Source organism: Streptomyces sp. NPDC092952 (assembly GCF_044754785.1).
Classification (GTDB): Bacteria; Actinomycetota; Actinomycetes; order Streptomycetales; family Streptomycetaceae; genus Streptomyces.
In genome coordinates this window covers 26,655-49,052 of record NZ_JBIVPT010000019.1, presented here as the reverse complement: position 1 = coordinate 49,052, position 22,398 = coordinate 26,655, and the positions used below count along the sequence as shown (strand labels likewise).

Annotated in this window: 18 protein-coding genes and 1 pseudogene; 4 read left to right on the top strand and 15 right to left on the bottom strand. The window is 73.5% G+C overall.

The genetic code is table 11. The annotated features are described in order from the left end of the window. Positions 1-69: 69 nt before the first annotated feature. The 15 genes and pseudogenes from ACIQGQ_RS31060 to ACIQGQ_RS30990 all read right to left on the bottom strand — a co-directional run bounded on the left by ACIQGQ_RS31060 (position 70) and on the right by ACIQGQ_RS30990 (position 15,261). Positions 70-843: a zinc ribbon domain-containing protein gene (locus ACIQGQ_RS31060; protein WP_402402192.1), complete on the bottom strand. Its 774-nt coding sequence runs from the start codon at positions 841-843 to the stop codon at positions 70-72. A gap of 387 nt (positions 844-1,230) precedes the next feature. Next, positions 1,231-1,296: pseudogene (locus tag ACIQGQ_RS31055) on the bottom strand (zinc ribbon domain-containing protein); the annotation flags it as partial. A 4-nt stretch (positions 1,297-1,300) separates the two neighbouring features. Beyond that, complete coding sequence (locus ACIQGQ_RS31050; protein WP_402402010.1) at positions 1,301-1,864, bottom strand: phage tail protein I; 564 nt, start codon at positions 1,862-1,864, stop codon at positions 1,301-1,303. Further along, a complete protein-coding gene (locus ACIQGQ_RS31045) occupies positions 1,861-3,822 on the bottom strand; it encodes a putative baseplate assembly protein (RefSeq protein ID WP_402402008.1) in 1,962 nt (653 codons plus the stop codon). Before ACIQGQ_RS31045 ends, ACIQGQ_RS31050 begins: the two co-directional genes overlap by 4 nt. Beyond that, a complete protein-coding gene (locus ACIQGQ_RS31040) occupies positions 3,822-4,247 on the bottom strand; it encodes a GPW/gp25 family protein (RefSeq protein WP_352276786.1) in 426 nt (141 codons plus the stop codon). The genes ACIQGQ_RS31045 and ACIQGQ_RS31040 overlap by 1 nt, the downstream gene beginning before the upstream one ends. Beyond that, complete coding sequence (locus ACIQGQ_RS31035; RefSeq protein ID WP_352276785.1) at positions 4,244-4,561, bottom strand: PAAR domain-containing protein; 318 nt, start codon at positions 4,559-4,561, stop codon at positions 4,244-4,246. Before ACIQGQ_RS31035 ends, ACIQGQ_RS31040 begins: the two co-directional genes overlap by 4 nt. A 76-nt stretch (positions 4,562-4,637) precedes the next feature. Beyond that, entirely contained in the window at positions 4,638-6,404 is a 1,767-nt protein-coding gene (locus ACIQGQ_RS31030) for a VgrG-related protein (RefSeq protein ID WP_402402003.1), read from the bottom strand. Continuing rightward, positions 6,401-7,123, bottom strand: coding sequence for a LysM peptidoglycan-binding domain-containing protein (locus tag ACIQGQ_RS31025; protein ID WP_366299189.1), 723 nt, complete (start codon positions 7,121-7,123; stop codon positions 6,401-6,403). The genes ACIQGQ_RS31030 and ACIQGQ_RS31025 overlap by 4 nt, the downstream gene beginning before the upstream one ends. A 65-nt stretch (positions 7,124-7,188) precedes the next feature. Continuing rightward, complete coding sequence (locus ACIQGQ_RS31020) at positions 7,189-7,614, bottom strand: phage tail protein (protein ID WP_072486909.1); 426 nt, start codon at positions 7,612-7,614, stop codon at positions 7,189-7,191. Positions 7,615-7,675: 61 nt separating this feature from the next. Further along, positions 7,676-10,627, bottom strand: a complete 2,952-nt coding sequence (locus tag ACIQGQ_RS31015) for a hypothetical protein (RefSeq protein WP_402401999.1) — start codon at positions 10,625-10,627, stop codon at positions 7,676-7,678. 4 nt (positions 10,628-10,631) lie between these two features. Continuing rightward, positions 10,632-10,790: a DUF6760 family protein gene (locus ACIQGQ_RS31010; protein ID WP_352276778.1), complete on the bottom strand. Its 159-nt coding sequence runs from the start codon at positions 10,788-10,790 to the stop codon at positions 10,632-10,634. Continuing rightward, positions 10,787-11,287, bottom strand: a complete 501-nt coding sequence (locus ACIQGQ_RS31005; RefSeq protein ID WP_402401996.1) for a hypothetical protein — start codon at positions 11,285-11,287, stop codon at positions 10,787-10,789. The genes ACIQGQ_RS31010 and ACIQGQ_RS31005 overlap by 4 nt, the downstream gene beginning before the upstream one ends. Then, positions 11,284-11,724: a phage tail protein gene (locus ACIQGQ_RS31000; protein ID WP_352276775.1), complete on the bottom strand. Its 441-nt coding sequence runs from the start codon at positions 11,722-11,724 to the stop codon at positions 11,284-11,286. Before ACIQGQ_RS31000 ends, ACIQGQ_RS31005 begins: the two co-directional genes overlap by 4 nt. Before the next feature lie 41 nt (positions 11,725-11,765). After that, positions 11,766-13,301, bottom strand: a complete 1,536-nt coding sequence (locus ACIQGQ_RS30995) for a phage tail sheath family protein (RefSeq protein WP_402401994.1) — start codon at positions 13,299-13,301, stop codon at positions 11,766-11,768. Positions 13,302-13,950: 649 nt separating this feature from the next. Next, positions 13,951-15,261, bottom strand: a complete 1,311-nt coding sequence (locus ACIQGQ_RS30990; RefSeq protein WP_402401991.1) for a hydrolytic protein — start codon at positions 15,259-15,261, stop codon at positions 13,951-13,953. A gap of 203 nt (positions 15,262-15,464) precedes the next feature. On the opposite strand from ACIQGQ_RS30990, the gene ACIQGQ_RS30985 reads away from it, so the two are divergent. The 4 genes from ACIQGQ_RS30985 to ACIQGQ_RS30970 all read left to right on the top strand — a co-directional run bounded on the left by ACIQGQ_RS30985 (position 15,465) and on the right by ACIQGQ_RS30970 (position 22,383). Next, positions 15,465-16,190: a LuxR C-terminal-related transcriptional regulator gene (locus tag ACIQGQ_RS30985; RefSeq protein ID WP_402401988.1), complete on the top strand. Its 726-nt coding sequence runs from the start codon at positions 15,465-15,467 to the stop codon at positions 16,188-16,190. A 261-nt stretch (positions 16,191-16,451) separates the two neighbouring features. Continuing rightward, positions 16,452-19,547 carry a hypothetical protein gene (locus ACIQGQ_RS30980; protein WP_402401985.1) on the top strand — a complete coding sequence of 1,032 codons (3,096 nt, stop codon included), beginning with the start codon at positions 16,452-16,454 and terminating at the stop codon, positions 19,545-19,547. Beyond that, positions 19,544-20,248, top strand: coding sequence for a DUF4255 domain-containing protein (locus tag ACIQGQ_RS30975; RefSeq protein WP_402401983.1), 705 nt, complete (start codon positions 19,544-19,546; stop codon positions 20,246-20,248). Before ACIQGQ_RS30980 ends, ACIQGQ_RS30975 begins: the two co-directional genes overlap by 4 nt. Beyond that, positions 20,245-22,383: an ATP-binding protein gene (locus ACIQGQ_RS30970; RefSeq protein ID WP_402401980.1), complete on the top strand. Its 2,139-nt coding sequence runs from the start codon at positions 20,245-20,247 to the stop codon at positions 22,381-22,383. Before ACIQGQ_RS30975 ends, ACIQGQ_RS30970 begins: the two co-directional genes overlap by 4 nt. Positions 22,384-22,398: the final 15 nt, after the last annotated feature.

Genomic DNA, 22,398 nt, shown 5'->3' with positions numbered 1-22,398 from the left:
CGGGGACGGACGGTCCCCGGCCCGCCCGGTTCTCCGGGACCGGCCGCGCGTCGGTCGAAGCACCGCGGTTCAGGCGCGGCGGTAGAACTCCACCTCGCCGACGGCGATCGGCCGTCCCTCGCCCTGGCCGACGGCGGCCTTCACCACCATCCTGACGGAGACCGCGTCGCTGATCCGGGTCCGCTCCGTGAACTTGCCGGGCTTGTCGTTGAGCTTCAGCAGCACCGTCTCGGTCCCGCCGTCCTCCTTGGTGACGACCATCTCGATCTCGGTGGGCCGGGCCGTCCGCCCGAACTCCTCGGGTTTGGTGGACGAACCCGGGTAGACGACGACGCCGACCATCCGGAACGGCCGGTCGAAGGTGAAGGTGAGGGCGGCCCCCGGACCGGGCGCCGCCCAGTACCTGTTGCTCAGACCGTCGGTGACGGACTTGGCCGGGTGGCCCGGGGTGTCGGCGCTGGCGGTGACCTTGTCGGGGGAGATCTCCGCCGTCTTGCCGAGCTTGTCGCGTACGTCCTCGTAGACGTACCGCCCGGCCGGCACGAGCAGGTAGCCCCCGATCAGCACGGCGACGACGGCCAGGGCCATCAGGGTGCGCCGCAGCGCCCGGCCGGAGCCGCTCCGGACCCGGCGCCGGAACGGCCACACGGTCCGCCACCACGGCAGCGGCGCCGCCTCCTCCTTGGGCTGGAGGGGAGCCGCGCAGCGGCGGCAGAACCGGCGCCCGGGCAGATTGGGCGTGCCGCACGCCGGGCACGGCGGCCCGTCTGGTTCCGCGTCCGCCGCGACCGGGCGCACCACGGGACGCCGGGCGACGGGTTTGGCGGGCTGCACCGCGCCCACGGGCCCGTCCGGCTCATCCGGCTCCGTCGGTCGCGGGGCGGGGGGCTCCGACGGCGATACGGGCCTGGCCGGGCGCACCGGGACGGGCGGAGCGGGCTCCGGTGGCGGTGGCGGTGCGGGGGCCGGAGCCGGGGGCGGCGTCGCGGGTCCGGGCGCGCGGGTGGGCGCCGGACCGGCCGGGGGTTCGGGGGCCGGGGGCACCGGTTCGGGAACGGGCGCGGGCGCGGCCCCCTCCGCCGTCGAACCGATCGCAGGGCCGGGAGCCGGCGGTGCGGGCGCTGCGGGCTCCGGGGCGGTGGGCTCCGGAGCGGTGGGCTCCGGGGCAGTCGGCTCCGGAGCGGTGGCGGGGGTGCCGCTCGGCGGTCGGGAGGACCAGCCCAGGTAGGAACCGCAGTTCCCGCAGAATTCGTCGTCCTCGCGGTTGGCCGCACCGCACGCCGGACACGAGCGCATCGTGTCAGTCTCCTGTCTCGTCCGGTGGGCCGGGCAGGATCTCCACCCGGTGGGTCAGGTGTACGGGGCAGGACGCGGCAACGACGGCCCGGACGCGGTGCGCGTCCACCGGCCCGCCGTGCGGCGCCCATACCCGTACCAGCAGTTCCCCGGTGGGTTCCGGGGGCAGCGGGGTGCCCGATTCGTTCGACCAGGCGGCGCCGCCGCCGTCCTGGATGTCCGCCTCGACGCCGAAGCAGAGCCGGAGGTGTTCGGTCAGCCCCCGGCGGGTGCCGCGCCACCGGTGCAGTTCGACGGCGCGGGCGATCACGGCCCGGCGCAGCTCCTCGGGCCAGGCCGGGTCGACGTCGGCCGCCACCCAGGTCGACAGCCAGGGCAGGAAGTCGGCCGGGGCGAGCGCGGGGTCGAAGTAGGCGGGCAGGTTGTCCAGGGTGGACAGGACGGGCGCCAGCACGGTGTCGAGGCCCGCCGTGAACCGCTGCGCCAGGTCGTCGTCCGCGTACAGCGCGGGCAGCAGCCCGCCGATCGGGTAGCGGCTGGGGAGTCCGGGTACCGCGGCTCGGGTCATGCGCCGTCACCGGGCCCGCTCGTGGCGACCTCGACCTGGTGCTGGTGGGAGAAGACCAGGGCCCCGGGCGCGACGTCGATCCGCTGCACCGCCGCCCCGCGCCTGCCGGTGATCGGGTCCGCCGGGAACATCCGTACGTCCTCGACCAGGGCGACCCCCGGCACGTTCTGGAGCACCGCGAAGATCTCGCCGTACTGCACGGGGCGGCCGAAGGGCCATCCGGTGCCGTCGGCGCCGCCGCGCAGCGGGTCGATGTGGCGGAACAGGGCGGCGACCGCGTCGGTGCGGACCCGGTCCGGGTCGCCGCCGGTGGTCACCAGCCGGGCGACCACGGTGACGCCCTGGTAGGCGGGCGGTTCCACGACCAGGCGGGTGCCGACCAGGCGCCGTTCGTCGAGCCGTTCGGTGACCGCGGCGAGCACGGCGTCGGACGGGATCAGCTGCTCGAACCGGAGCTGGCCGCCCCGGTCGGGGACCGCGTCGGGCACCACCAGCACGCGCACCGCCCCGGCCTCCCCCGCCGCGGCGGGCAGGCACCGGACCCGGCGCAGGGAGGGGGCGGCCTCGCGGGCGACGGCCTCGTAGTCCCCGGCCGTGACGGCGCGTTCCTGCACCCGCAGCATGTGGGGCGCCCGGGTCTTCGCGTTCTCCACGGTCTCGCCGTCGACCCCGCCCCGGGCCGCCTCGCGGTTCTCCACCCCGGCCACGTACGGCACGGAGCTGCGCAGCACGCTGATGGCGCCCCGGGCTACGTTGCCGGCGGAGCCCCCGCCGGTGCGGTACCGGGGCACCCGCAGTTGCGCGCCCTTCTCGGGCACCGCCCCGTAGGCGCGCATCGTGCCGTCCGGCTCGCGGACCTCGGGCGGGAAGGCGAACTCGCCGGAGACCGCGTCGATCCGGACGTGCCGGTCGTCCGGGGCGGAGGCGCCGAAGTGCTCCACCGGGGTCCAGACCTGCCAGCCCTCGGCGGAGGAGACCTGGACGACCGGGGGTTCACCGTCCATCAGCAGCGGGGCCCGGTTCACGGTGAACCGCTGTCCGGCGACGCCCTCGGAGGTGCCGAGCGGCACGTCGAGGACGGTCTCGGCGTGTTCGACGTCCATGGTGCCGCCGACGGTGAAGACCTCCGCCTCGCGGATCGTCGGCGACTCGGAGTAGAACGGCTGGCCCGGTTCGGGTGCGGTGACGCGGCAGCGCAGCCATCCGGCCCGTACGCCTGCGGTGACCGAGGCGGTGTGCCCGGCCGGGACGAACACGATGACCTCGCCGGGCCGGTTGAGTCCGCCGGTGCTGTCGGTGCCGGTCTCGCAGACCACCCAGCGGGCCCCGTCCCACGCCTCCCACACCAGCGGCGGCTGGCGGGGGTCGACGCCGACGCCCTCCACCCGGCTGTCCAGCCGTACGGCGACGATGCAGTGGGGTACGGCGGTGGGCAGCCCGAAGAGCAGGGCGTCGCCCGGCTCCGGCCGGGACTGGAAGCACGGGATGTCCTTGCCCGCGCCGAGCGGTGCGGTGCGGTCCGTCTGGTCGCCCGAGGCCGGCGCGGTGACGAGCCTGATCAGCGAACTCGGCACGATGGCCAGCTCGTCGACGGTGGAGAAGACCACGGACTCCTCGGTCTCGCCGCGTGCGGTGGCGACCTCGGTGCCCGCCGGGAGGCGCACGGTCTCCGGCTGCGGCGCGGAGAGCCGGAAGTCGACCTCGGCCCGCGCCACGGTCGGCGGGAAGAGGGTGACGCCGAGCAGGTCGAGGAAGGCCGCGTAGTTCTTGTCCGGCACCCGGTTCAGCCGGTAGAGCAGCTGGTCGACCATGTAGGCGAAGGTCTCGATGAGGGTGACCCCGGGGTCGGACACGTTGTGGTCGGTCCACTCCGGGGAGCGCTGCTGGACGTACCGCTTGGCCTCGTCGACGAGTTGCTGGAAGCGCCGGTCGTCCAGGTTGGGTGAGGGCAGGGCCATCAGCGTGCTCCGGCTTCGTCGGATCCCTCGGAGGACGGGATGGTGTAGAAGGGGAAGACGAGGTTGCGCAGGTCGTTGGTGGCCCGCACGGTGTAGTGCACGTCGATGTACAGGGTGCCCTCCTCGATGGCGTCGAACGCGATCACCACGTCGGTCACCTCGATGCGCGGTTCCCACCGCTCCAGCGAGGTGCGGACCTCGTGGGCGATGCGTCCGGCGGTCGCGCCGTCGCCGGGCGCGAAGACGTACTCGTGGATGCCGCAGCCGAACTCCGGGCGCATCGGCCGCTCGCCGGGGGCCGTGCCGAGGATCAGCCCGATGGCCTCCTCGATCTCCCGGTCCCGTTCCACCATGCCGATGCCGCCGGTGGCGCCGACCCGCAGCGGGAAGCCCCAGCCGCGTCCGATGAATCCGCTGCCGCTCACATCGGGCCCCCGATCAGGACGTTCAGCGCGCCGCTGATGATGGGGGCGCCGCAGGTGGTGTTGTCCCGCATCCGGGCGGCGGGCAGCCCGCCGATCAGGACCTGTCCGCCGAGCGCGGCGGCCGGGTTGGGCATGATCATGTTTCCCGGTCCGAGTGCGGCGTGCGGCGGTACGACGCACACGTGCAGGCTCCCGGTGACGGCCGCGGGCCGCCCGCCGATCAGCACGGTGGCGACGGCCACCGCGCCCGGGGGCGGGGTGCCGATGACGCCGCCGTGGGCGGTGCTGTCGCCCGTGCGGGCTGCGGGGGGCATGGTCGGTGTTCTCCTCGCCGGTGAAAGGGACTCGCGGCACCGCCGAGTCAACGGCACCTTGAGTAGTGATGGTTGATCAGTTGATTCTGATGAGCTTCGCCTTGAGCACGCCGAGCAGTCCGCCGTCGATGGTGACACCGGTCTTGCCGGTGACGTTCACCGAGCGGCCCTTGATGTCCACGTTTCCCGTTCCCGCGTCCAGGGTGATGCCGGAGGAGGAGAGGGTCACGGAGCTGAGTGCCCGGCTGCCGCCGCGTGCGTACACGGTCAGGGTGATCTCGCCCTTGCGTTCGTCCAGCCGGACGTCGAGCCGTTTGTCGCCGGTGGCGATGCGGACGCCGGACGGACCGCGCGGCGCGTCCAGCAGTTCCAGCCGGTTGCCCGAACGGGACACCAGGGAGCGCCGGTTGACCTTTCCGCTGGTCGCGTCGACCAGTGGGACGTCGTGCGGGGAGGGCTTGTCGACCCCGTTGTAGAGGCCGCCGATCACGTACGGGCTGTCCAGCAGGCCCTGTTCGAAGCCGACCAGTACCTCGTCGTTGACCTCGGGGCTGAACACCCCGCCGCCGCCCTGGCCGCCCCATTGCACGGTGCGGACCCAGTCGGTGACGTAGGTGTCGTCGAGCCAGGGGAACTTCAGCTTGACCCAGCCGCGTTCGGTCTGGCCCTCGCGGATGTCGGTGACCACGCCGATCGCGAGTCCCGGCATCCGCGGGCCGCGCAAGGGCGCGTTCGCGCCGCTGGCCAGTCCGGTCAGGGAGCGGTCGGGGGCGGCGCTGACCAGGACCGTCGTCCGGTAGCCGCCGTTGGGTTCGAGCACGTGGTGGGCGGCGGTCGCCGTGTAGCGCCCGGCGAACGCGGGGCCGACGTTGCCGAGGGCCACCGGCTCGCCCGCCCGCAGGTGGGGGTTGCCCTCGGCGACCGCCTCGATCTCCCCGAACCCGGAGCCGACCGAGGCGGCGACCGCCCCGGCCACCGCGGTGGCCTCGGCCTGGGTGCGGTACGGGGTGTCGGCGACCGTCATCGTCGCGCCCCCGCCGAACGCCCCGGCCACCACCGACGGGCTCATCCCCGGGACCACCGTGTCACTGCGTACGGACTGTTCGCGGGCCACCAGCCGGGTCTTGGTGTCGACGTTCCAGCCGCGCACCTCCACGTTGTCCGCCCCGTCCGCGCCGGTCAGCACCGCGCGCAGGGCGAGGAGGTTGCGCCCGTACTCCAGGACCATCGGGTGGCGGCTCGCCGGGGTGCTGGGCGCGGGCGCGGAGGAGGCCGGCTTCGGCTTCACGAACTGGAGCAGCCCCTGGTCGTCCACCCGCACCTGGGCGCCGCTCTCCCCCGCGAGGAACTGGAGGAACTCCCAGTCCGAGACGTTGGGCTGGGTCAGCTGCCGGTACGTGACCGGCGCGGCCTCGATCCTCCCGCAGGCCAGCCCGGCACCGGCGGCGACCTTGCGGACGATGTCGGCGGCCTTCATGTTGCGGAAGGCCACCACCTTCCGGCCCCGCTGGAGGCGGTGGGCCTTGGAGAAGGCCCGGACCACGGTGAACGATCCGGTGGTGTCGCTGTCCAGCTCGATCGCGGTGACCTCGCCGGTGAACAGCCGCTCCCGCGCCCGGTCCTGCACGGTGACCACGGAGATCTTCAGCGGGTTGCCGATGGTGATGCCGGTGGCGGTGAGCAGTTTGTGGTCGGGGTCGCGGTAGGTGAGGACGGCGGTGTCGGGCAGGCCGACGTTCTCGTCCACCACACAGCTCACCAGCTGGGCGGCCCAGGCCGCCGGCAGTTCGGCGGGGGCCTCGACGATCGGGTCCGCGGCGAAGGAGCGGCCGGGGGCGGTCATCGGCCGCCCTCCGGGACATGGGTCTCCAGGCCGGGCACGACCAGTTCCGTGCCGGGGACCAGTTGCATCGGGTCGTCCACGTCGTTGGCCTCCGCGATGGTGCGCCACGCGGTGGCGTCGCCGTACTCCCGCCAGGCGAGCAGCGGCAGGCTGTCCCCGGCGACGACCCGGTGGGTGCGCCGGGCCTCCCGTGAGCCGGAGGTGGGGTTCTGGCCCGCCGGGTCGACGCTCGCCTCCTCGATCGACAGGGAGCAGGTGGCGCGCAGCGGTTTCCCGTCGACGTCGAACAGGGTGTATGTGACCGAGAAGTTGGAGAGCACGCCGTCGAAGGAGGTGGTCTTCGAGGTGCCCCAGTCGAAGCGGACCCAGGGGCTGGCGGGGGTCTTGCGGGCCAGGCTGCTCGGAGTGGGCACGCAGGCCAGCATCATCTGCTCCACGGCTTTCTCGACCGAGTTGTCATGGGTGGCGGTGGAGTCCAGGAAGACCTCCAGGGACAGCGACCGGGGGCCGCTGCCCACGAACTCGGGCAGCGCGGACTGCCCGGCCATCCGGGACGGGGTTCGCCGCCACTCGGTGCTCTTGCTCAGCGACAGCTTCGCGGGGTTGAACTGCAGGGTGATCCGGGCGAGGTTCCCGCCCGGTTTGGCGCCGACGGTCGACGGCGGTTCCATGATGGTCAGCTGGGCGCGAGCGCGGCTCGCGCGGACAGCGGGTGACATTGCGCTCCTCCTCCCGGTTCTCTCCGGGGTCTACGGCCGGTGCCGTCCGGTGGTACGGGGGTTCATCAGGACGGCTCCAGTCCTTCGTGGGCGATCTCCAGTGTCTCGATCGCCGCCTGGGAGTTGGCGGGGTCGAAGGACGGCCCCTGCCAGCGGACCGGCACGATGCCGTGGACCTGCCAGCTGATGATGCGGCTGAGGTCCGGGCGGAGTGCGACGATCTCGCCGTCCTTGGGCTCGACGCGCTGGATCGTCTCGTTGAGCCAGCGCGCGATCTTGAGGGTGTCGGCGGTGACGGGGCGGGTCAGTGTGATGTTGGTCCAGGTGATCCGGCCCGGCAACTGCCAGGTGAAACCGTTGTTGCCGCCCTCGGCGTACTGTTCCATCTCCACCTCGGCGCCCAGCCCCGAGCAGGTGTGGAAGGCGCCCAGGTCGCTGCCCCCGATGACGAGTTTGAAGAACACGCTCGTCGCGAAGATGTTGTCCGTCATGTGCTTCTCTTCTTCCCGGCTTCTTCCAAGTTCCCAGCTGTGTCCGGCTGTTCGTGGCCGGTCAGCGACGGCCGTCGTACAGCCGCCCGGTACGTTCCCGCCCTCGGCGCAGGTCCGCGCGGATCAGTCGGCTCACCGGGTCGATCAGCCGTCGGGCCAGTTCCTCGATGTCCGCGCCGGTGATCCGGTTCTCGGCCCGGGCGTCCGTGGCGGGCGTCCCGGCGGGGGCCGCCGGGCTGGTGTGCCCCGGTGCGGCGGGCTTCGGCTTCGGCTGGACGGCCCGCACCGGAACACCGGTGATCCCGGCGCCGGCCACCGCACGCTGGATCGCCTCGGCGGTGTGGGCGGAGGTGCCGGGGCGCGGTGGCGGGGCGGGGACGTCGACGGGAGTCGCGGTGGCCGGTGCGCGGCGGGGGACGCGCACCGAGAGGGCCGGCGGCCCCGGCTGCGGGGAGCCGGGCCCGGCCTGCGGTCCGACGGGCAGGGCGGTGGCGGACTCCGGCACCACCGGCAGCGGCGCGCGCTGTACGGGGGTGACGGCCGTTCCCGGGCCGCTCCGGGCGGGCGGATGCGGACGCACCACCGGAACGGGCGGCCGGGGTGCGGAGGCGGCCGCCGCCCCGGGAGCCGGCCGCGTCACCGCGGGCAGGGCCGGGGACGGCCGCTCAGGACGGTGCGCGGCGGGGCCCGCCTGCGGCCGGTCGTCGGGCCCGGGCCCGGTCCTCGCCCCGCCCCCACGTACCGAGCGCTGCACGAGCCGCAGCAGGGAGCCGCCACCCGCCCCGCGCTCCACCCGGCCGGTCCGCGCAGCCGGCCCCGGCACGGATCCGGCGGCGGGTGCGGAACCGGACGGGGACGGGGACGCTGACGTACGTCCGGACGCGGGTGCGGATGTACGGACGACGGTTTCGCCGGGGGCCGGGGACGCGGGGCCGCCGGTCGTCCGGGGCCGGTGCGGCTGGGCGACCTCGGCCGGGGCGGTGGCGCCCGGGGAGCGGAGGGTCGGTCGGGGAGCAGCGCCCCGTGTGGTCCGCTGAATTCCCGGGCCGGGGTTTCCGGTACCCGGGTTCCCGGGACCGGCGTTTCCGGGGCCGGGGTCCGGGGATCCGTCCCGTGCGGGTGGGACGGCCACGGGCTGCGGTGTATCGCGGCGCCAGGTGGCCGGTACGACCGGCCTGGCCGAGGCGTGTGGCGCCGGGCCGGAGAAGCCTTCGCCCGAGCCGGTGTTCACCTTCAGGGCACGGTTCGTCAGCAGGGGCCGCGCCCGCTGGACGGAGGGCGACAGCGGCATCGGGCGGAGCACCGGTCCGGTCCCCTGTCCGGGTGCCCGGTCCGGGGCGACCCGCCGGATGCGTACCGGTCGCACGGGAGCGGAAGGCCCGGGGGCGGCGGTCTTCGCGGACGCGGGCCCCGTGGAAGGCGCGCGTCCCGAAGTGGCATTCGTGGAAGCAGTGTTCACCGGCGTGGTGTTCGCAACAGTGTCGCTCGCTGCCCGCTGGACCGGCGCGGGGCCCGGGGCGCCGGGGCTCGCGGGTGCGGCGGACGAGCGCACGGGCAGGTCGGCGGGCGCGGCGGGCTGCTGCGGCGCGGGACCGGCCGGGGTGGCGGAGGGGCGCGGCGTCCCGGAGCCCGGCGGCGGGGGCGTGGCCCCGGCCCGGGGCCGGCTCCGGTCGCCGAGCAGCGGTGCGTCGTTGCCGGTCCGGGCCGTGGGCGGAAGCGAGGGAAGAGGGGTGCCGATCCCGCCACGGGCCCGCGCGCCGGACCTGCCGGGCCGCCCCGGCTCGGACCGCGACGGCTGTACGGGGAGGGAGGCCGAGGGGGACGGTGTGGGCTTCGGGGCCGATGCCCGGTCCGGCGTCGACGCCGGTGTGGCCGGGGCCGCCGGAGCGGTGGCGTCCGGCGTCTGCCGCTGGACCACGGGCAGCCCCGGACCCGCCCCCTCCGGGGCGGACGGCGCGGGGGTGCTCCGTGTGTCCCGCCCGGCGGGGATCGCGCCCATGGGCAGCTCGCGCAGGGGGCGGCCCAGGGCGGGACGCACCGTCTCCGCGGGGCGGTCCGTGGCGCGGTCACCCGCCGGTGCCGCCTCCGGCGGGGCGGTCGGGGCAGTCCGGGGGCTCTCGGAACGCACGGTCGGGTTCGGCCGCGACGTCTCCGCCCGCTGCACGGCCGGTGCCGAGGCGGACCCGGACGAGGACGCGGACGGTGCCGGAGCGGCCGGTGCGGGAGCGGTGGCCGGCTCGCCGGCCGGCCGTATCCCGGCGATCCGCCGCAGCGGCATCACGGGGCGCCGGGCGACGATCAGGGGCGGCGCGGTCCGTTGCGGGCGTACCGCCGCGGGCCGGTCGGTCCGGGTCCGGGCGGGCGCCACCGGTGCGGGTTCCGCCGGGTGCTGGTGCTGCGGGGTGGATGCGGCGACCGGCTCCGCGGTCGTGCCCGTACCCCTCCCCGGGGCGGGCGTGGAGGCGGAACGCCGGTCCTGCGTCCGGGTGGCCCGCTGGACGGTGGCAGGGGCGGGCTTCCCGGGTGCCCCGCCCCTGCCGGTCCTGTCACCCGCCGTCGCGGGCGCCGGTCGGCCCGGACCGCTCGCCGGCTCCTCCTCGGGCGCGGTACGGGCGGCACGCAGCAACAGCGGTCCGCCCGGGGAATCCGAGCGGGCGGCGCCGGGGCGGGCGACGCCGTGGATGAGCCCCACCGGCGCGGACGGCAGCACGGCGTGGCCGAGTTCGCTCCCGAAGGAGAGGTCCTGCCAGGAGGCGAGGCCGTCCCGGAACCGGAGTCCGTCGCTGACCCCGATCGACGACCGGGCGACGGTCACCGCCGGAGGCGTGACCCGCCGCCAGCCGCCGTCCCAGTCACCGGCCGTCCGCGCGGCCCCGCCGTCGCCCCGGCCGGAATCCGGCTCCGGCTCCGGCGCCCGTGCCGGTTCCGGGGCGCGACCGGTGTCGGCCCCGTCCCGGTCCGGCGCCCCGGACCGTTCCCGGTCCGCCCTGCGGAACCAGCTTCCGAACCCCACACGATCACCCGCCTTCGTTGACGCGGGTGTTGATCCGCGCTATCTCCCGCACCCATTCCTGACGCTCACCGTGGGTGAGGTCGAGAATGTCCTCTCGCTGCCAGTGGAAGTGGTAGGCGATGTACGCGATCTCCTCCCGCAGGCGGGGAAGGGCGTACGTCACGATTCCCCCAGGCGCCCACCCGAGAGGTCCACCTCGAACGCCCCCTGGCAGAGCGGACAGGTCACCGCCGCGTGGGTGTGGCCCTCGCTGTTGATCCGGCGGTAGAAGTCCTGGAGGAACGCCACGTCCGTGGCGTACATCCGCTCGACGACCCCGGCGTGCACATCGGTGATGGTGCCGAGCCGGGTGATCACCTGGCTCAGCAGCACCACGCTCAGGTACGCCGGGTTCTCCTTCACCCGCAGATCGATCTGCGGGCGCAGTTCGTCGCGGGCCGTCGCCAGCCGCATGGAGCCGGTCCGGTGGACCTGGCCGTCGTCGTCGACGTATCCGCGCGGGAGCTCGAACTCGAACTCCGTACGCAGGTCCGGCTGGTTCCGGGCGGCGGGAGGCGCGGGTGTCTGGACCTGCGCCTCCTCCCGTGCGGCGGACGTGGCCGAGGCGAGGCTGTCGAGGACTTCTTCGAGCCCGCCCGACGTAACGGTCCGGCGCCTCATTCGACCACGATCTCCTCGAAGGTGATGGTCACCGACTCGGTGGCGGGGCTGGACTCGCCGGCCTTCAGCGAGGGCCCCTCCCACTTGCTGGCCCAGCCCTGCATCAGCTGGATGCGCCGGACCGTGTCACCCTTCGAGTCCTTGATCTCGATGGTGAGGTTCTGGCGCGCGGTGTCGACCGCCCCGTTGTTGAGCGTTTCCTTGATCCACTTGGTGAACTCGCTGCTCTTGTCGAGCCCGCGGGTGATGGTCACCTCGCCCGCCTGGCGCGCGCCGGGCTGCTTGCGGATGATCTGCTTGCCGTCGGAGGTCACCTGACGGACCTCGACGACTTCCTCCTCGACCGTCAGGCCGCTGATCTCCTGGATCGACTCGACGAGATAGCCGCCGAGCTGCACGCCGAAGACGTGAGTGGAAAGAGCATCGCCCTCTGCCATGACTCTGTGTCACCTGTTCCGTTCTTGCGGACCCTGCCGGGTCACTCGTTGACGAGGCTCGTGCTGTCGGAGAACTGCGCGAGGCGGAAGACCACGAACTCCGCGGGCTTCACCGGGGCGACGCCGATCTCACAGACGACCTGACCGAGGTCGATCGACTCCTGCGGGTTGTTGTCACGGTCGCACTTGACGTAGAACGCCTCCTCGGCCGTGCGGCCGAAGAGAGCGCCCCGGCGCCACTCCTCCGTGAGGAACGCCGTGACATTGCGCCGGATGCTCGACCAGAGGCGGTCGTCGTTCGGCTCGAACACCACCCACTGGGTGCCCAGGAGGATCGACTCCTCCAGGTAGTTGAAGAGGCGGCGCACGTTGAGGTAGCGCCAGGCCGGGTCGGAGGAGAGGGTGCGCGCGCCCCAGATCCGGATGCCGCGTCCGGGGAAGGCGCGTACGCAGTTGACGCCGATCGGGTTGAGCAGGTCCTGCTCGCCCTTGCTGAGGCGGACCTCCAGGTCCAGCGCACCGCGGATGACCTCGTTGGCGGGGGCCTTGTGCACGCCGCGCTCGCCGTCGCTGCGCGCCCAGACACCGGCGACGTGGCCGCTCGGCGGGACCAGGGTGTTCTGGCCGGTCGCCGGGTCGAAGACCTTGACCCACGGGTAGTACACGGTCGCGTAGCGCGAGTCGTACCCGGCGTCGTCGTTGCGCCAGGTGCGGACGCGCTGGGCGTTCATGCCGGGCGGGGTGTCCAGCACCGCGACCCGGTCGCCCATCTGCTCGCAGTGCGAGATCACCGCCAGCTGCACGGCCTTGACGCCGTCGGCGTCGATGTCGCCGCGCTGGTAGGCGCTCATCAGGTCCGGGACGGCGACCATGGTGATCTCGTCGATCGCTTCGAGGCCGGCGAACCCGGTGCGGGCGGTGGCGTCGCCGACGTACTCGGCCGGGTCGAGCCGGGCGACCCCCGCGCCCGGCGCGGCGGCCGGGGCGAGGGCGAGGGTCTGGTTCTCCGGGCGGGCCGGGGTGGCGCCGGGCTGCTCGGTGACCTGGATGAGCTTGGACTGGCGGGCCTGGGTGACCAAGTAGCCCTTGACGTTCTTGCGGCTGGAGGCCTCGAAGGTCTCCACGACCTTGCCGGCCTGCCTGACCAGGAGCCGGAACCGGTCCTCCGGGGGGTTCTCGCCCTCGGCGTCGGCCACCTCCACGGAGAGTTCCCCGCTCGTGCCGGGCCGGGCGGAGACCTGGAAGCCGCCGAGGACGGCGGCCGGAGCCGTCTCCGCCGCCCGGCCCCGCTCCGCACCCTCGGCACCCTCCGCCGGGCCGCCGATGCGCACGATGTAGGCCGCGCCACCGCCGTTGGCGAAGTAGCCGTAGACCGCGGGCGTCAGATACGTGTCGGGGGTGAAGGTGCCGAAGGTCTGGACGTACTGGTCCCAGTTGGTCACCAGCGTCGGCTGGTGGAAGGGGCCGGACTCCGCGAAACCGACGAAGGCTGCGACCGCGGTGCCGACTCCCTCGATGGGCCGCGCTCCGGACTGCACCTCCTCCACGTAAACACCGGGGGTGAGGTACGACGGCATGCTCGCTCCTTCGCGTGGTCGTTCGTTCGTCGCCGAGTCTTCCCCGGCGGCCATGGCGGACAGTAGGTCCCAAGGTCCTGGGCACGGGGCAAGAACGCTGCCTTCCCGGGCACCCGCGCGGCGGGAATCGTTTCCCCTCGCGGACCGTTCGTGGCGTGCGCCACATTTCACGGGCCGTCTTTATGACGGCAAGATGTACAACTCATTTCAGCAGGACTTTCACCGTCGTCACCGGCGTGTTAACCCACGGAATTGCCGAACGGTCTGCTAGCGCGATTCACGCCGCACACAGCCCGCACCAAGGATTCCCGGGGCCCCTCACCGGCTCGCGCAGCGCCTCGGATTCACGGCCGGACAGACGTAAACCAGCCAAATTTCAGAACACGCCGAAACCCCCGACCGACCATTCGGAAACCACGGCTTCGGCAGGCAGGCGGCGGTCCCACCCGGCCTTCCCGGCACTACCGGAAGGGTCGGGGACCGAAAGTCCCACGCCATCCGGGCACCGGAAAGCAACCGAGAGGTCCAGACCTCCCATCTGACCGGGCGAAAGAAACTGCCACGCGCCCGACCAGCCGGGTTTCACTCGACGGGGTTTTCTGCTGTTCTCATCACCCTGCGGGAAAGCCGGGGGGCCGACGTTCCGTTCCTACCGGGCGACGTCCTTCAGCTCACCGCTGACATTCAGCACCTGGTGGCACCCGGAAGCCTGGGTTCCGGTCGCGGGCGTGCCCGGCTTGGCACAGGTCACGGACGCGGTGACCTTCTCGTTCTCCTGGATCTCGATGGGGGTGACCCAGTGGTAGTCCTGGTTGCGGAAGGTCTCCAGCGCGATGGTGGTGATCTTCCGGTCGCCGAAGTAGATCGTCAGCACCCCTTCGTCGCCCTGGAAGTTGGCCACGACGATGTCGGTGACCCCGAAGACCTTGCCCGGGGCGACCGGGTACGTCCCCTTGTTCTCGCCCCCGGCCTTGGTCTGCACGTCGATCGTCGCCGAGATCTGCTCGGGGTTGCCGCTCCCGCCGCCCGAACCCGAGCCGCCCGAACCTCCGGACCCGCCGGACGAGTTGCCCTGGCCCTTGCCGTCCCCCTTGTTCTGACCGTTCCCCTGGTCGCCCGTGCCGCCTGCCGCGGAGTCCTGCTTCCCTCCGGGCGGCGTCTTCTCCTGCGCGGCCTTCGCGACCGCCTGTTCCGCGCTGCTCTTGATCGCGGGACGGACCAGCGCGAACCAGGCCAGCAACAGCGCCAGCAGCGCGGCCAGCACGATCAGCAACCACCGGGGCAGTACCGGGATCTGGGAGAACTCCCCGGGCACCTTCTCGCTCCGGCCGGGCTCCGCCTCGGCGGCACCGTCCTGGACGGCCTCGGCGGCCTCGATCTCGAACGGCCAGGCGACGGGCTTGCCGAACCAGATCAGCTTCCGGGTCCTGACCCTCAGCCCGACCTCGGCGGACTCGCCCGGTTCCAGGCGCCGTTCGGCCGGGGTGAAGGCGAGTTTCAGCTCCTCCCCCTCCTGCCTCCCGGTCAGTGCCACGTCGACCGCGGTGTTCCCCCGGTTCTGCACCGCGGTCCGGAACCGGGCACCGAGCCAGCCGGAGCGCCTGCGCGGATCCAGGTCCGCCCGCAGCTCGTGGAAGGGCTCGACGACCACCGTGGCCTCGGGAACGGCCACCGACTCGGGGCGTTCCGCGGGCAGTACCCGTACGCCCAGGGGGATTTCACCGGCGCGGACCTCGTGGGACCGGGGCGGCGCCAGCCGTACGGTCACCACTTCGGACGTACCGGGGTAGAGGGAGACCCTCGCCGGCTCGACGGTGCTCCACGCGGCGCAGTCACCGACCACTTCGAGCGTGTACGCCTCGACGATGTCCCCGTCGTTGCGCACGGTCAGTGTGGTCGTCGCTTCGGCGCCGGGCGACACCGTCAGCGTGGTTGTTTCGAGTTCGGCAGATGTGGTCACGATGCGACGTTAGGCCGCGACCGGGGCTCAGCAGCAGAGACGCGAGGGCAACGATCGGGCAGGGGTGGTGCCCCGGGGGCCCACCGGACCGGTGTCCCGCAGGCCCTCCCGCGGGCCCGTTCGCCATGCCGGACCCGGTGCGGCCGAGCGCGGCGACAGGGGTACCGAACGGAACATCCGAGGAAGACAGGCACGCAAACGACATGACGATCACAGCAGAGACGATGAACGGGGCGGCGGACCGCGGCCGTTACCGCAGGCCCACCGCGGCGGAACGCGCCGCGACCGGCACCCGGACCACTCCCGGGGACCGGGTCTCCGTGGCCGTGTACGCGGAGGATCTGATACTGCGGACCGGTGTGGTCCACCAGATCCGCCCCCGTCCGGAGATAGAACTGGTGGACGAGGCCGAGGCGGACCGTGCCCAGGTCTCCCTGGTGGTGGTGGACATGGTGGACGAACGCACCATCCAGCTGCTCCAGCGCCTCCAGCGCAACACCGTGACCCGCACCGGACTCGTCGTCGGGTTCTTCGAGTCGGGCGCCCTCCAGACCATGATCGAGTGCGGTGTGGCCGCCGTGCTGCGGCGGGCGGAGGCCGATCAGAACAGTCTGGTGCACCTGGTGACGGCGATGGCGAACGGCGAGGGGGTGCTCCCGGGCGACCTGCTCGGAAAGCTCCTCGACCACGTCAGCAGCCTCCAGCGCACCGTCCTCGACCCCCGCGGGCTCTCCCTGTCCACCCTCACGACGCGGGAGGCCGAGATGATCAGGCTGGTCTCGGAGGGCTACGGCACCGCCGAGATCGCGCAGAAGACCTCGTACTCCGAACGCACCGTCAAGAACGTGCTGCACGAGGTGGTGACCCGGCTCGAACTCCGCAACCGGGCCCACGCCGTCGGCTACACCATGCGCCACGGGCTGATCTGAGCCTGCCGGCGGGCCTCCGCGCGGAGGCCCGCCGGTCCGCGCGCGCCCCACCGGTCCGTACGGTCCCGGGCCGGACGGGCCGCGGGGCGCCGCAAAGGGCAACCGTCGCTTCCCCCGGTCCGGGTACTTGGGACCTGTCCCCCGCCCGGCGCAGCCACGATGCTGTGCTTGGAGAGTCATCGAGAGACTGTGAGGTGGGCCGTGACCGGCACTGCTGGCCCTGCGAGACATACCAGGCTGGGCCGACTGGCGGGCGCTGTGATGCTGTTGGCCCCACTGCTGGTGGTGGCGGGCTCCACGTCCGCCCCGCAGGGTGCACCGCGGCTGGCCGCCGCGGCGGACGAGAATCCGGTCGACGCCGGACGCATCACCTACGCCGGGACCGAGCACCGCAGCATCGGCCGGGTCACCGGCCAGAACAACTCCGACCCGCTGTTCGGGGACGGGCCGACCCACTACGACAAGGACCCGTTCGTACGCGGCGACCGGATGGTCTTCACCAGCCTGCGCGACAGTGTGCGGCCCCAGGTGTACGTACGCGAGGCGGACGGAGCGGTGAGCAGGCTCACCGGCGACCGCGACGCGGCACACCCCGAACTCTCCCCCGACGGACGGACCGTGGTGTTCGACTCCGAGGAACGGGGCGCGGACGGAAAGGTCCAGCGCGACCTGTGGATCGTCGGCGTCGACGGCAAGGGACTGCGGCGGCTGACCGACACCCCGAACAACGAGACCTCCCCGACCTTCTCCCCCGACGGCACCCGCGTCGCGTTCTCCTGCGACTCCGGCACCGGCGGCGCCGGGATCATCTACGAACAGGCCGTGTCCGGCGGACCGGCGAAGGTCGTCAGCAATGCGACCGGCAGCGCGACCGAACCGGCGTGGAACCCGGTGGACGACGACGCCCACCGCGACCAGATCGCGTACACCCTCAACCCCTCCCCCAAGGAGGACGACCCGAGGCTGTGGGTGACCGAGGGGCGTCCCGGCACCGACCGTGCGCTGCTGGGCGGCGGACTGGCGACCTGGCGCACCCGCTCGGCCGCCTGGCTGTCGGACGGATCGGGTCTGCTCTATCTCGGCCGTGACTGCACGTGCCAGTACGAACGTGTCTACCGGGGAACCGCCTTCGAAGGGGCCGTGCCGAGGACCGAGCTGGACGAGAACCGCAAGGTCGACTCACCCACCTGGACAGGCCCGTTGGACGGCGGGACCGCCATCGTCTCCCGGCAGACGTCCCGCAGGCCGGGCAACGACAACGACGACAATTCGGTCGTCGCGACGCTCCAGGACGTCCGGCAGGACGGCTCGGACCCCCGGGACCTCGGAGTCCCGATCCTGCACGAGGACCCCGATGCCGTCGGCGACGCGAAGCTCCTGTTCAACCCGAAGGCGGGCTTCGACCCGTGGAGCGAGCGGCAGAGCTACACCCCGGACGGCCGCCGCATCGTCGTGACCCGCTTCGAGGGCGCCAAGGGGGCCCGCAGCGAGCAGATCTTCCTGGTGGACGCCGACGGCGCCAACGGCGCCCCGATGCCGCTCGCCGGGCGCGCGCCGGGTGACTGGGACACCGACCCCGCGTTCTCCCCGGACGGCACCAAGCTCGCGTTCGCGAGGATCTCGCCCGGCGGGACCGGCGCGAACGCCGGACCGAGCAGCGTCCTGATCGCGGATGTCGCGACGGGCGCGATCATCGGCAAGGTCGTGCCGCCGGCCGGTGAGTTGACGGGGCAGGACGCCCAGCCGGCCTGGTCGCCGGACGGCAGGACGCTCGCCTTCACCCGCAATCACGAGATCCGGGGACTGGGCGGCATCAAGCACATCTGGACCGCGCCGGTGAACGCGCTCGGCCAGCAGAGCGACCTGAGCGCCAAGATCTGTCCCGGCGAGTGCAAGAAGCTCGACGACAGCCCCGCCTTCTCCCCGGACGGGACCAGCATCGCCTTCAACCGCAAGGACGGCGGCAACGAGCAGGACAGCGGTCGCACCGGCGTCATCATCACGTCGCTGACCGGCGACACCTGCCGGGTCGTGCTCCCCGACACCCGGCGGAACGACCCCGACGCCTGCCACCAGGACATTCCGGAGCCCCCGTCGTACGGCCCGTTCCAGCCCCGTGACGTGGCCTGGTCGCCGGACGGCGGACGCGTCGTGCTGAGTTCGCGCCGCGAGGCCGATGCCAACTCCCCGGAACAGCTCTCCATCCTGGACCTGTCCTCGGGCGCCCTCACGCCGCTCGGCGGGGCGCTCGACGGACGGCAGAAGGAGCCCGCCTTCCAGAAGTCCGTCGACCTGTCCCTGACCGCGCCGCCCACCGTCCCCTCGATCGAGACCGGCTCCACCGGTGAGGCGACGGTCACCGTCACCAACCGGGGCCCCGCCGTCTCGCCCGGCACGGTACTCACCCTCGACGCCCCGCCCGGGGTGCGCCTGGAGGAGCTCACCACCCCGGTCGGTTCCTGTGCCGCCGGATCGCCCCAGTGCGAACTGGGGGCGCTGCGGCCCGGTCAGAGCGTGACGGTCACCGCCCGGCTGACCGGGGTGACGGCGGGAGACCAGCGGATCGGCTGGTCGGTCGCCGGTTCCGTGGTGGACCCGAACCCCACGGACAACGCCACCGGGACGACCGTCCCGGTCACGGAGGCCCCCGCGCCCACGCCCTCCCCGACCCCCTCGAAGCCCAAGCCCCCGGCCCCCGAGCCGCCCGCGCCGAAGGCCGGACCGGGCGTCACCGTGAAGGCCCAGCCGAACCCCGGATACGTGGGCGGCCGGGTCGTGGTGACGTACACCGTGCGCAACGGGCGAAACGCCCTGGCCACCGGGTTGCGGCTGAAGCTCGGGCTGCCCGGCAGCATCCCGGCGGGCCCGCTTCCGGCGGGCTGCGCGCGGGGCACGTGTGCGCTGCCCGATCTGTCACCGGGCGCCTCCACGGTCGTCCGGGTCGTGCTCAAGCCCGACCGGGCGCTGACCGCGACGATCACCGGGACACTGACCACCACCGGCACCGACGCGGACAGGAGCGACAACGTGTCCCGGCAGAGGCTCCGCATCCTCCAGCCCCGGATCATCACGGTGCCCGAGGTCGGCAAGCCGGGATTCGTCACCTCCGTACGGGGCAAGGACTTCCCGCCCGGCGCGCCGGTGAAGCTGACGTGGAAACCCGGGATCACGGCCGCCGCGGTGCCGACTCTTCCGCGCCGCGACGGCACGTTCATCGCACAGCTGCTGATCCTGGCGAAGGACGAGACGGGACCGCGCACGATCACCGCGACCGGACCGGGGTTCAAGGCGGCTCCCGTGGACTTCCTGGTGGTCGCGGGGACCATCGTCCCGCCGGACGAGGTGGGGCGTCGATGATCCACGAAGTGGACGAGGGGCTGCGGCTGCTGCTGATCGAGTCCGGCCTCCAGGAGAGCGGTGTCGACCTGGTCTTCGACGCGCCGACGAAGGAGTGGTCGGCCCGGCGCAACGCGCCCACGATCAGTGTCTTCCTGCACCGGATCCGGGAGGACGCGACCCGGCGCCGCACCGGAACCGCCGAGGAGCACGACGACGAGGGCATGGTCGTCGGCTGGCGGACCCCGCCGCGCTGGTTCGAGCTGACCTATCTGGTGACCGCCTGGACCAACCACCCCCAGGACGAACACCGCCTGCTCTCCGAGGTGTTGCGCTGTCTCGTGCGGTCCGACGTACTGCCCGACCGGATGCGGACGGGGAGCCTGGCCGAGCTGGGCCTGGCGGTGGAGATCGAGGCGGCGGGCCCCGGGTTCGACGGGCCGTCCGCCTCGGACGTGTGGTCCGCGCTCGGCGGTGAGCTCAAGGCCGCGATCGACCTGCGGGTGTGGGCGCCGCTGGCCGGGGAGCGGACCCAGGCCGGGCCGCCGGTCACCGAGGGGCTGGTGGTACGGACCGCCGCGGCCCGGGACGGCGAGGAGGTGGGCCCGGGGCGCCGGCTGCGCTACGACGGCGTCTCCGACCCCGGCGAGCGCGGTTTCGCCGCGGAGCGCGAGCGGCGACTGCCGCCGGGCCGGCGCCGACGAGGGGGCGCCGCCCGATGACCGCGGCACGGAGCACGGAGGAGGACCTCCGTGAGGCGGCCGGCGCCCCGGCGGCGGCCGTCGCGGACCTCTGGGAGCAGCTGGTCCATGTCGAGCAGCGGGTCAGGGAGGCCGTGGCGGTGCGGCGGGCGGCCGACCCGCAGCCGGACGACCCGTTCCGGGGGCAGTACCTCACCCCGGAGGCGGCGGCGCGGATCGTCGAGTCCCGTGACGCGTTCTCCCCGGTACCCCCGTACGGCGGCGGGCCCGGTCCGCGGATCCCGTCCGACGGCCGGCTCGGCCGGCTGGCCGAGTCCTTCGGGCTGCTTCCGCTCGACGTCGATCTGCTGCTGGTCGCGATGGCCCCGGACGTGGACGGCCGGTTCGAGCGGCTGTACGGCTATCTCAACGACGACCTGACCCGGCGTCGGCCCACCATCGGCCTGGCGCTCGAACTGTGCGGGCTGCCCGCCGCGGGCGGCGGCCGGTTCCGGTTCGCGCCGTCCGCCCCGCTGGTGGCGGGCGGGCTGGTGGAGGTGGTGGAGCCGGAGCGGCCGCTGCTCTCCCGGGTGCTGCGGGTGCCGGACCGGATCACCGCCCATCTGCTCGGCGACGACGTGGTCGACGGGAGGCTGCGCGGGCTGGTCCGGGCGGCCGGTCCCGGCGCGGGGGCGGACAACGGTCCGCTGGTCCGGCGGGTCGCGGCGGGCCTGGGCACCGGCGGCGGCCTGGTGCATCTGCTGGACCAGGGCGGGGACCCGGGCGGGGTGGCCGTCGGGGCGCTGATCGCCGAGGGGCGCCGCCCGCTGGTCGTCGACATCGCCGCCCTCACCGCCCTGCCCGAACCGGCGGAGGCCGTGCGGACCTTGGCGGCCGAGGCCCGGCTGAACCGCGGCGGGGTCGTCCTCGGGCCGCTGGAGGCGCTGGCCCCGGAGCAGCCCGGGCGCGCCCGGCTGCTCGGGAGCCTGTGCGCGGCGCTCGACGGCGTCCCGCTGGCCGCGTACGGGAAGAAGCACTGGGATCCGCTGTGGGCGGAGGAGAGCCCCGTCGTCGTTCCCGTCCCGCCCCCCGGTCCCGAGGAGTCGGCACGCCGGTGGCGCCGGGCGCTGGCCGGGGCGGGTGCGGCGACCGGGCTTCCCGCCGGGGGCGGACCGGACGTCGAAGGGCTGGTCGGAGCTGCCTCCTCGTACCGGCTCGATGCCGCGCAGGTACGCAGGGCCGCCTCGGTCGCCGCCCGGCTGGCGGCGGTGGAGGAACGCGCGGTGGACGTGCGGGACCTGCGGGCCGCGGTGCGGGCCCAGAACGGGGCGGGGCTCGAACGGCTCGCCCGCCGGATCGAACCGGCGGTCGGCTGGGACGATCTCGTCCTGCCCGACACGGCCCGGCGCGAACTGTCCGAGCTGGCGCTGCGCGCCCGCCACCGGGAGCAGGTCCTCGGGGAGTGGCGGATGCGGCCGGGCGGCGGCCGGGGGCGCGGGATCATCGCGTTGTTCGCGGGCGAGTCCGGCACCGGCAAGACGATGTCCGCCGAGGTGCTGGCGTCGGAGCTCGGGATGGAGCTCTATGTGATCGACCTGTCCACGGTGGTCGACAAGTACATCGGCGAGACCGAGAAGAACCTCGAACGGATCTTCGTCGAGGCGTCGGACGTCAACGGCATCCTGCTGTTCGACGAGGCGGACGCCATTTTCGGGAAGCGTTCGCAGGTGAAGGACGCGCACGACCGGCATGCCAATGTGGAGTCCGCCTATCTGCTGCAGCGGATGGAGTCCTTCGACGGGATCGCGGTGCTCACCACCAATCTGCGGGGCAATCTCGACGAGGCGTTCACCCGTCGCCTCGATGTGATCGCGGAGTTCCCGATGCCGGACGCGGCGCAGCGGCTCGCCCTGTGGGACCGCTGTCTCGGACCGGCCCTGCCGCGCGGGGCCGGGCTCGACCTGGAGTTCTGCGCGGAGCGTTTCCAGCTGGCGGGCGGGTCGATCCGGGCCTGTGCGGTGACCGCCGCCTATCTGGCGGCGGAGTCGGGGGAGCCGCTCGGCATGGAGCAGATCGTCACGGCGGTGCTCCAGGAGTACCGCAAGCTCGGGCGGCTGGTCCGGGACAGCGAGTTCGGCCCCTGGCTGGAGCGGGCGCGGCCGGGCGGGGGTTCGTAGGCCCTGTCTTCAAGG